Below are 2,592 nucleotides of genomic sequence, written 5' to 3' on the forward strand. Positions count from 1 at the left end.
CGGAAGTTAAGCTCTCTAGCGCCGATGGTAGTTGGGACCTTGTCCCTGTGAGAGTAGGACGTCGCCAAGCAACTTTAAGACGAGTCAGAATGACTCGTCTTTTTTGTGTTTTATAACTTCTTTTCAAAGCTAAATATTTTGAAGTGCTTCTCGCTTTTCAAAAAGGTTTTTGAGTACGTAGCTATATAAGTTTTATTCAATTTCTTTCGTGATTCTTTATATGTAATTTAAGATTTTCTATTTTATTTCTTAAAGATAGGATTCATCAGTGTGTTAAAATAGTACAGTTGTTTTTGATGTACTTTAATATAAGAAGATTTAAGTTAGAAAAGGAGATAATATGAAAAAGATAAGTATAATTACTATAGTAGTCTTAGTCCTGCTAGTAATCGTGTATATGTTAGTTGGGAATTATTTTTATAACTACGCGTTAAATGCGAAACAAGAAAAAGAATTTTTGCAAGATAATCCTCATTTAGTAGAAACGGTAAATGCGTCGGGAGATGTATTGGCTGCAAATGAAGAAAAGAATGCAAACTTCGTATCGAAGTATAAACCTAACACATTAACTATACGTTCTTTCGATAAATTAAATTTAAAAGGTTATGAATATATGAATGAACCATCCAGTCATAAATGGGCAATTGTAGTTCATGGATACAATGGTAGAGCATCAGAAATGACGAAATATGTTCGTAACTTTTATGAACAAGGCTATAATGTCATAGCACCAGACCTTCGTGGACACGGAAATAGTGAAGGGGATTATGTTGGTATGGGCTGGCATGATCGTAAAGATGTTTTGATTTGGATTCAACAAATCTTGAAGAAAGACCCTAATGCTGAAATAGCTCTATTTGGTGTTTCAATGGGCGGGGCAACTGTAATGATGACTTCAGGAGAAGATTTACCTTCTAATGTTAAAGTTATTATTGAAGATTGTGGATACTCAACTGTTATTGATGAATTTACTTATCAACTAAAAGATTTATTCCATTTACCGAAGTTTCCTGTTATGAATGCGGCAAATATGGTTACTAAATTAAGAGCTGGTTACGATTTAGAAGAGGCTTCAGCTGTAAAACAAGTAGCGAAAAGTAAAACACCTATGCTGTTCATTCATGGGGATGCTGATACATTCGTTCCTTTTGAAATGTTAGATGAAGTATATAATGCTGCAAAAGTAGAAAAAGAGAAATTAATTGTTCCAGGTGCTGGACATGGAGAAGCGGAGAAAGTAGATTCGAATAAATATTGGAATACTGTATGGAAGTTCGTAGGGAAGTATATTCCGGCATAATTAAAGTTGTTGCATTTATATAGACGATAATCGGAGGGATAATAGTTAATCCTTTTGATTATCGTTTTTTTTGTTAATTAGGTATTCTGCTATAAGTGTGTTTTTGTATGTACTATATGAAGGAGATAGAGCAAAAACTTTTGAATTCCTTAATCTCAGTGCTACAATGATTGAAAACTAAATGTTAATGAGGTGTTTTTTATGAAAATTGAAGTATGGTCGGATTTTGTATGTCCATTTTGCTATATTGGGAAACGTAGATTAGAGATGGCTTTAGAACAATTTCCACATAAGAAGGATGTTGAAGTTGAGTTTAAAAGTTTTGAATTAGACCAAAATGCTCCAATCTATTCTGGAACAAGTATTAATGAAGTACTTGCATCAAAGTATGGAATTAGTATTGAAGAAGCTAAGCGTAATAACGTACAGTTAGGAAATCATGCAGCTAGTATGGGTTTAAGTTTTAATTTTGATGAGATGAAGCCGACTAATACTTTTGATGCGCATCGTCTTGCTAAGTTTGCAAAGAATCAAGGGAAAGAAAAAGAGATTACAGAAAATTTACTTTTTGCATATTTCACTGAATCGAAAAATTTAAGCGATGTGGATACACTTGCTACTATCGCTGAAGCTTCAGGTTTAGATAAGCAAGAATCTTTAAATGTTATTAATGATAAAAATGCGTATGCAAATGATGTTAGAAATGATGAAGCGATTGCTCAGCAATATCAAATTTCGGGAGTGCCTTATTTTATTATTAATCAAAAGTATGCTATTTCAGGTGCACAACCACTTGAAACTTTTGTTGGTGCACTTCAGCAAGTGTGGGAAGAAGAGAATCCTGCACCTAAGTTGCAAGAACTTTCTTCAGAGGGTGGAAGCGATCTTTCTTGTACTGATGGAAGTTGTTCGGTGCCGTCGAAAGAACAATAGTTTTTATGGTAGAAGAGCACCCCATAGATTGTTCTGTGGGATGCTTGTATATAACTTATAGAAGAAATACGTAAATGAAATCTATAAAATATAAAGTTTTTTAAAAAATGTATTGACGATTATACTTTAGAGGTGTAATATATAACAAGTCGCCGATGACATTAACGTCGAAAGCGACAAACGAAATAAAAAACTTAGTTGACATCAATTAACGAAAGTGTTAACATAAGGAAGTCGCAAATGAGCGGCTAAGTAGTTCTTTGAAAACTGAACGAAACAAACAACGTGAAACGTCAATTTTTATTTTAGATGCTAGACAAACTAACTTTATTGGAGAGTTTGATCCTGGCTCAGGATGA

At 33.4% G+C, this 2,592-nt stretch carries 2 protein-coding genes; both read left to right on the forward strand.

What is annotated here, in order from left to right:
• Positions 1 to 340 precede the first annotated feature (340 nt).
• Positions 341 to 1,300, forward strand: coding sequence for an alpha/beta hydrolase (locus tag ACTFN4_RS30360; RefSeq protein ID WP_000723973.1), 960 nt, complete (start codon positions 341 to 343; stop codon positions 1,298 to 1,300).
• A 201-nt stretch (positions 1,301 to 1,501) separates the two neighbouring features.
• Positions 1,502 to 2,233: a DsbA family oxidoreductase gene (locus ACTFN4_RS30365; RefSeq protein ID WP_322368888.1), complete on the forward strand. Its 732-nt coding sequence runs from the start codon at positions 1,502 to 1,504 to the stop codon at positions 2,231 to 2,233.
• Positions 2,234 to 2,592 lie beyond the last annotated feature (359 nt).

This window comes from Bacillus cereus group sp. MYBK95-2 (genome assembly GCF_051915225.1).
Classification (GTDB): domain Bacteria; phylum Bacillota; class Bacilli; order Bacillales; family Bacillaceae_G; genus Bacillus_A; species Bacillus_A cereus.